General features: G+C 65.6%; 5 protein-coding genes. 4 read left to right on the forward strand and 1 reads right to left on the reverse strand.

The features are described from left to right. Positions 1–218 precede the first annotated feature (218 nt). Positions 219–2,441 carry a polyphosphate kinase 1 gene (gene ppk1 / locus Q0K12_RS12000; protein ID WP_297263208.1) on the reverse strand — a complete coding sequence of 741 codons (2,223 nt, stop codon included), beginning with the start codon at positions 2,439–2,441 and terminating at the stop codon, positions 219–221. A gap of 195 nt (positions 2,442–2,636) precedes the next feature. On the opposite strand from ppk1, the gene Q0K12_RS12005 reads away from it, so the two are divergent. From Q0K12_RS12005 to gcvT, 4 genes are all read left to right on the forward strand, one after another. Further along, complete coding sequence (locus Q0K12_RS12005) at positions 2,637–4,091, forward strand: M99 family carboxypeptidase catalytic domain-containing protein (protein WP_297263209.1); 1,455 nt, start codon at positions 2,637–2,639, stop codon at positions 4,089–4,091. Positions 4,092–4,105: 14 nt separating this feature from the next. Then, on the forward strand, positions 4,106–5,092 hold the full coding sequence (locus Q0K12_RS12010) for an NAD(P)H-dependent glycerol-3-phosphate dehydrogenase (protein ID WP_297263212.1): 987 nt from the start codon (positions 4,106–4,108) through the stop codon (positions 5,090–5,092). Between the two features lie 45 nt (positions 5,093–5,137). After that, positions 5,138–6,130 carry a lipoate--protein ligase gene (locus tag Q0K12_RS12015; RefSeq protein WP_297263210.1) on the forward strand — a complete coding sequence of 331 codons (993 nt, stop codon included), beginning with the start codon at positions 5,138–5,140 and terminating at the stop codon, positions 6,128–6,130. Positions 6,131–6,289: 159 nt separating this feature from the next. Next, entirely contained in the window at positions 6,290–7,378 is a 1,089-nt protein-coding gene (gcvT, locus tag Q0K12_RS12020; RefSeq protein WP_297263211.1) for a glycine cleavage system aminomethyltransferase GcvT, read from the forward strand. The last annotated feature ends 263 nt before the right edge of the window (positions 7,379–7,641 follow it).

A 7,641-nucleotide genomic window follows, 5' to 3' on the forward strand; every position in this document is an offset into this window, starting at 1 on the left:
ATTCGGCTCTTGGCAGAAAACCTCCAGCTTCATGTCTGAACGGAGGGTGAACAACGTGTTGACACTCTACATCTAGAGCATTTTTCGTTTGAAACGCTTGGCGTTCCAAACCATACGGCCTGTCGTTTCGCGGAAAAAACGCGATTTTTCCGCCTGGTTTGGGCCGGGCGGCGCTGTGCCGCCGCCTCGCGTTCCGCCTTTTTCAAGGGCAAAACGCTTTATTCCGCCAGACAGCCGAATTTTTCCAGCATGCGGTACTGCACGCCCCCCTGTTCGCCCTTGGGCGGATCCGGCGGGAGGTAGCTGCCGTCCGCCTGCAGACGGTAGACGCGCGCATCCTCGATATGCGGCTTGAGCACCTCACGGCTTATACGCTCTCGCAGCGCCGGGTCAAGGATGGGGGCGAGCACCTCAATGCGCCGGTCCAGATTGCGGGGCATGAGGTCGGCGCTGCCCATGTAGAGCGTCGGATCCCCGCCGTTGTGGAAGTAGTAGAGGCGCACATGCTCGAGGAAGCGGCCGACGATGGACGTCACTTCGATGTTCTCGCTCAGGCCGGGCACGTTGGGCCGCAGGCAGCACACGCCGCGCACCTGCAGGCGCACGCGCACCCCGGCCTGCGCCGCCAGATAGAGTTCCTGGATGCAGACCTTGTCCACCAGCTGGTTGCACTTCAGGACGATGAAGCCGTCGCCGTGGCTGCGCTGGCGTTCCACCTCGCGCCGGATGGCGGCCACGATGGCCCGGCGCATGCCGTGCGGGGCGACCAGCAGGTGCGTGTAGTCGTCCTTTTCGGCATAACCGGTCATGACGTTGAACAGCTCGCTCACCTCGGCGCAGATGCCGGGGTGCGAGGTCATGAGGCCCATGTCCGTATAGATCTTGGCCGTGGAGGGGTTGTAGTTGCCCGAGCCGATATGCACATAGCGGCGCACGCCCTGCGTCTCCCGGCGCACCACGAGGCAGAGCTTGGCATGGATCTTCATGCCCGGGATGCCGTAGACCACATGCACCCCGGCCTTTTCCATCTCTTCGGCCCAGCCGATGTTGCTGGCCTCGTCGAAGCGGGCTTTCAGCTCCACCACCGCGGTCACCTGCTTGCCGCTGCGCCGGGCCTCGATGAGGGCCTGCACGATGGGGGAGTCCTTGCCCACCCGGTAGAGCGTCTGCTTGATGGCGATGACCCCGGGGTCCTCGCTGGCGCGGCGGATGAACTCCTGCACCGCCCCGAAGCTCTGGTAGGGATGGAAAAGCAGGACGTCCTGCGCGCGCAGCGTGTCGAAAATGGCTTCGCCGCCCTCTTCGGCAAAGGGCTTGGGCAGCACCGGATGCATGGGCTCGTCCTTGAGGCCGGGCCTGTCCAGGCCGTACAAGGCCATGAGCGAGGAAAAGGCCATGGGCCCCTTGACCCGGTAGACCTGAAAAGGTTTGAGCTCCAGGATGTCCACGAGGAAACGCCGCATGTCCGACGGCATGGAGTGGGCCACCTCCAGCCGCACCACGTCCCCGAAGCGGCGCTGATCCACCAGATCGCGCACGGCTTCCAGCAGGTCGTCGGCCTCGTCCTCTTCGATCTCCACATCCGCGTTGCGGGTGATGCGGAAGAGGGCGGAATTGACGATCTTCATGCCCGGGAAGAGCATGGGCAGATGCTGCTGCACCAGCGTCTCCAGCAGGATGATGTCGTTGTCGCGCGTATTGGAGCTGAAGCCCAGCGAGGTGTAGCTTTTGGCCTCCTTGCTGCGCGGCGAGAAGACGAGGCGCGGGAAGTTGTTGGGGATCTTCAGGCGGGCATAGCGGGTGACGCCGTGCTTGTCCTCGAGCTGCACCAGAAAGTTCAGCGTCAGGGCCGAGATGACCGGCAGCGGATGGCTGGGGTCGATGGCCTGCGGCGTCAGCGCGGGGAAGACCTCGTCCGCGAAATACTGGTCGAGGAATTTCTGTTGTTTGCGCGTGAGGTCGCAGTAGCGCACGAGGCGCACGCCGCGTTCGCGCAGATGCGGCACCAGCCACTTGCTCCAGTGTTCCTGCGCCTGGGCCAGCTGGGCCAGCACCAGCCGCCTGATCTCCGCCAGCTGGCGGCCGGGCGGCGTCTTGTCCGGGCCGGTGGACGGCACATGGTTCTCATACTGCCGCTGCACGTTGGCCACACGGATCATGAAAAATTCGTCAAGATTGCTGCGGAAAATGCAGAGGAACTTGAGCTGTTCCAAGAGGGGCTGGCGGCTGTCCAGTCCCTCGTTGAGCACGCGGGCGTTGAACTCCAGCCAGCTGGTCTCACGGTTGATGTACAGCCCGGGGCAGGACAGATCATGGATCTGCGCCTCCGTGCATTCCCGCAGCGCCTCGCCGTGCGGCGGAAGGACCTCGGCGGCGGAAAGCTCCTGCTCCGCCTGTTCTTTGCTCTTCTTGCCGCTTTCGGCGTCGGACTTGCTGCCCATATCCTGCTCCTTCCTTTTTTGAGGTTGGCCTACACCATAAGTATGACAAAATGATGACGGCAGGGCAATGCGCGTCCCGCAAAAGAAGAGCTTGCCCATCACGCGCAAATGGGTAAAACTAGGGAGATACAGTCCCGTTGCTGGGTACGGGGCGGTTTTTCCGCGGGGGAGGCCATCGCCCCGCAAAGGCCGACTATGCGACAAGACCTTCCGTTTCGCCCTGAACGACGGCAGGGCGTCCGCCCCGCCGTCTCCCGCCGCGCCGTGCCGCGGGCCGCCTGTCTGCTGCTTCTCCTGTGGGCCTTCCTTGGCGGTTTCCTTGTCCGGCCGGCGGCGGCGGACGATACGCTGGACTTCACCACCATCCGTCTGGGGACGGGCCGTCAGGCCGTGCTCGTGGTGGGCGGCATCCAGGGAGACGAGCCCGGCGGCTTTTCGGCGGCCACCCTGCTCGGCACGCGCTACGAGATCCAGGAAGGGGCCGTCTGGGTCGTGCCGAACCTCAATTTCCCCAGCATCATCCGACGTTCCCGCGGCCTGCACGGCGACATGAACCGCAAGTTCGCCCGGCTGGACCGGGAGGATCCCGAATTCCACACCGTCAGCCGCATCAAGGACCTCATCGGCCATCCCGACGTGCGGCTGGTGCTCAATCTGCACGACGGCAGCGGCTATTACCGGCCCACCTACATCGACAAGCTCAACAATCCGCGCCGCTGGGGCCAGTGCATCGTCATCGACCAGGCCCGTCTGGAGAACGTCTTCATGGGCGAGCTGCACGAGGAGGCCCACGCCGTCGTTTCCGCCGTCAACGAGCGTCTCCTGGCCCCGCATCACACCTATCACATCCACAACACCCGCACCGCCGAGGGCGACCGGGAGATGGAGAAGAGCCTTTCCTACTACGCCGTGCGGCAGGGCAAGGCGGCGTTCGGTCTGGAGGCCAGCAAGGAGTTCCCCGTGGAGCTGCGCGTGTACTACCACCTGCAGATGATCGAGAACTTCCTGCATCAGGCCGGCGTGCGTTTCCAGCGCGGTTTCGAGCTCACGCCCGACGGCATCCGGCAGGCCCTGCGGGAGAACCTCGGCGTGGCCTTTGCCGGGAACCGGGTCTTCCTCCCGCTGGAGGACGTGCGGGACTGCATACGCTTCCTGCCGCTGCCCAGGGACTGCGCCTCCACCGCCGTCACGTCCAAGCCCATCATGGCCGTGCTGCCCTGCCCGGAGCGGAAAGACCGCCTGTGCATCCACTACGGCAACCGTACCATCACCCTCATCGAGCCCGACTGGCACGAGATGGACGACAGTCTGGACGGCATGATGGCCACCGTGGACGGCAAGAAGCTCTTCGTGGGCTTCGGGCAGGTGGTGCGCGTGTATGAGGACGCCGTCATCCACGGCAAGGACGGCTACCGCGTCAACGCCATCGGCTTTGACAGCGGCCGTCAGGACGAAAGCGGTCTGAGCCTGAAGCACGCGGCCTTCCAGAAGCGTTTCTCCGTGGACAGACAGGGGAAGATCTTCCGGGTGGAGGTCTACAAGGGCGACCGTTTTTCCGGATTGTTCCTGCTGCGTTTCGGGGATACCCTGCGCGTGGAACGGGACACCCTTCCCGACAGGCCGGGACGGGAAAGCGCACTGGGGTTCTGAGCATGAAAGCATCCATTGGGTTCTGTGTGGCCGGCGGCGGGAGCTGGGGCACCGCGCTGGCGCATCTGCTGGCCGGTCTCGGCTATGACGTCCGTCTCTGGCTGCGTGACGGCGACGCGGCGGAACGCATCAATCAGACGCACGAAAACGCGCGCTACCTGCCGGGCCTGCCCCTGCATCCGGCCCTGCGGGCCGAGACGGATCCCGCCGTCCTGTCGGCCACCTACCTCGTGCTGGCCATCCCCACCCAGCAGTTGCGGGGCTGGCTGGAGGAACACCGCCGCCACCTGAATGCCTCGCCGGTGCTCATCAATGCCGCCAAGGGCCTCGAAGTGGGCACGCTGGCCACGCCAAGCCGTATCGTGGCCGAGACACTGGCCGGCACGCCCTTCCGCTTCGCCGCGCTTTCCGGCCCGTCCTTTGCGGCGGAGGTCATGCGCGGCCTGCCCACGGCGGTGGTGCTGGCCGGGCGGGAGGCGGAGCTTGTCCGCCGCCTGCGCGATCTGCTCTCCGGACCGCGCTTCCGCTGCTATTCGAGCGCGGACGTCATGGGTGTGGAGATGGGCGGCGCGCTCAAAAACATCATGGCCATTGCAGCAGGCGTCAGCGACGGCCTGCATTTCGGGCACAATACCCGCGCGGCCCTCATTACGCGCGGACTGGCGGAGATGTCCCGCATCGGCATGGCCTGCGGGGCGATGGAGCGTACCTTCATGGGGCTTTCCGGCCTGGGCGACCTGACCCTTACCTGTACGGGCGATCTTTCCCGCAACCGGCAGGTGGGGCTGCGGCTCGGGCAGGGGGAAGCGCTGGAGGACATCACCGCCCGGCTCGGCATGGTGGCCGAAGGCGTCAAGACCACGCTTGCCGTGCATGACCTGACGGCGCGCCTCGGGGTGGAAGCGCCCATAACCGATGCCGTCCACAGCATCCTCTTTTCCGGCGAAAAGCCCGCCGACGCCGTGACCCGCCTCATGACCCGCACCCTGCGCGAGGAATAGCCCGCGGCGGTCTTCCGTTCCCGTCCCGAGGAGGAAAAAGCGGCCATGAGCATGCAGTGTTATTCGATCAGGCAGACGGACCCGGCCCTGAATCTGGCGTTGGAGGAAGTGCTGTACCGCCGGTTGGGACCGGAGTTCCCGGGCTGTTTCCTGCTCTGGCAGAACGGCCCCTCGGTCATCGTGGGCCGCCATCAGAACACCTGGGAAGAGGTGGACACGGCCTGGCTGGCGGAGCGCGGCATACCGGTGGTGCGGCGCAATACGGGCGGCGGGGCGGTGTACCACGATCTGGGCAATCTGAATTTTTCCTTCATGGAGTATGCGCCGGAGCGGAGCAGGGTGGACTTTGCCCGCTATCTGGAGCCTGTGTGCGCGGCGCTGGCGCGGCTTGGCGTGACGGCCCGGCTGACCGGGCGCAACGACCTTGAGGCCGGGGGCCGCAAGATCTCCGGCAGCGCCCAGTCCCTGCGCGCGGGCCGGGTGCTGCATCACGGCACGCTGCTGGTGGATCTGAATTTCGAGGACATGGTGGCGGCGCTCAGCGTGGACCCGGAAAAATACCGCTCCAAGGGGGTCGCCTCGGTACGGGCGCGGGTGACCAACATCAGCGAGTGCTGGCAGGCCGGCAGCACGATGGACGATCTGCGCGCGGCGCTGGCCGCCTGCTGCGCGCCGGAGAGCGTCCCGCTGGACGTGCCGGAAGACGCGCTGCGGGAGGCGGAACGGCTGGCGGAAGAAAAATACCGGACCTGGGAATGGAACTTCGGCCGCTCCCCGGCCTTCAGCGAACGGCGACGGCGGCGCTTCCCGTGGGGGCTCGTGGACGTACTGCTGGACGTGCGCAAGGGCGTCATCGAGAGCTGCCGCATCCACGGCGACTTTTTTGCGGCGGCGGACGTGCGCGAGCTGGAAAGCCGGCTCACGGGCGTACGGGATGAGCCGCAGGCCCTGCGGCAGGCCGTGCGGGACGTGGACTGGGAAGCCTGCTTCAGCGGCTGCGATCCCGAGGTCATGCAAAATTTCTTCACGCACGGGTGACGAAAGATGCATTACCCAAACGGGCCGGCGGGCTTGTGGCAGGGGATATTTTCGGATAGCGTATCCGGAAACTATGCCATCAGCGGCGCCCGTCCGGGCGTCTGATCTTGCCGCTGCCCGCCGCCCCACGGGGCAGGCCGTGGCCCGAGGAGGTTTTTCATGGCCGAAGAATGCCGCACAACGCCGCTCACCGCCTGGCATCAGGCCCGCGGCGCCAAAATGGCCCCGTTCGCGGGCTGGCTCATGCCCATCCAGTATGAAGGGATATTGGCGGAACATGAGCATACCCGCCATCACGCCGGACTGTTCGACATCTGTCATATGGGCGAGTTCCTCATCGAGGGCGAGGGCGCCGATGCGGCGCTGTCCCGCGCCGTCAGCCACAATCTGGCCACTCTCAAGGAAGGCAAATGCCGTTACGGCTTCATCCTCAATGAGCGCGGCGGCGTCATGGACGACTGCATCGTCTACCGCTTCGGGCCGGATTCCTTCATGATCGTGGTCAATGCCGCCTGCATCGCGAGCGACTTCTCCGCCCTGCGCCAGCGCCTGCCCGAAACGGTGAGCCTGAAGGACGTCTCGGACGAAACGGGCAAGATCGACCTGCAGGGGCCGGAATCCCTGGCCGTGCTGGAAGGCGTGCTGGGAGCGGATTTCCATGATCTTGGCTATTTCGGCTTCGTGCGTACCCAGTGGCAGGGCGCGCCGCTCCTGGTGAGCCGCACCGGCTATACCGGCGAACTGGGCTTTGAGCTCTATCTGCCCGCGGACAAGGTGGTCGCCTTCTGGGAGGCCCTGCTGTCGGATGCGCGCGTCAAGCCCGCCGGGCTGGGCGCTCGCGACACCCTGCGGCTGGAGTCCGGCCTGCCCCTGTACGGGCACGAGCTGGACGAGGACCACAATCCCGCCGAGGCGGGCATGGGCCGCATGCTCACGAGCGAAGCCGACTATGTGGGCAAGGCCGGCGCGCAGACCATCCGGGAAAAGCTGCTGGCGCTGGTCATCGACGGCCGCCGCGCCGCCCGCGGCGGCGACGTGCTGGCCCTGCCGGACGGCACGCCCGTAGGCCGGGTGACGAGCGGTTCCTTCGCGCCGTCGCTGGGCTGCGTCATCGCCTTTGCCTGGGCCGACGCCGCGCATGCCGATGCGGATGCCTATGTGGTGAAGGCCTCCCGCGCGGAGCTGCCCGCCCGGGTGACGGAGACGCCGTTCTACAAGGACGGCACGGCCCGCATGAAATTGAAATAGCGCGTTTTGCCTTTGAAAAAGGCGGAACGCGAGGCCGTATGGTTTGGAACGCGAAGCGTTGCAAACGGAAAATGCTCCAGAGCGTTTCACCTTTGAAAAAGGCGGAACGCGAGGCGGCGGCACAGCGCCGCCCGGCCGAAAGTGAGCGGAAAAACCGCGTTTTTTCCGCGAAACGCCAGGCCGTAAGGTTTGGAACGCGAAGCGTTGCAAACGGAAAATGCTCCAGAGCGTTTCACCTTTGAAAAAGGCGGAACGCGAGGCGG

The sequence above is a fragment of the uncultured Desulfovibrio sp. genome (genome assembly GCF_944324525.1).
Classification (GTDB): domain Bacteria; phylum Desulfobacterota; class Desulfovibrionia; order Desulfovibrionales; family Desulfovibrionaceae; genus Desulfovibrio.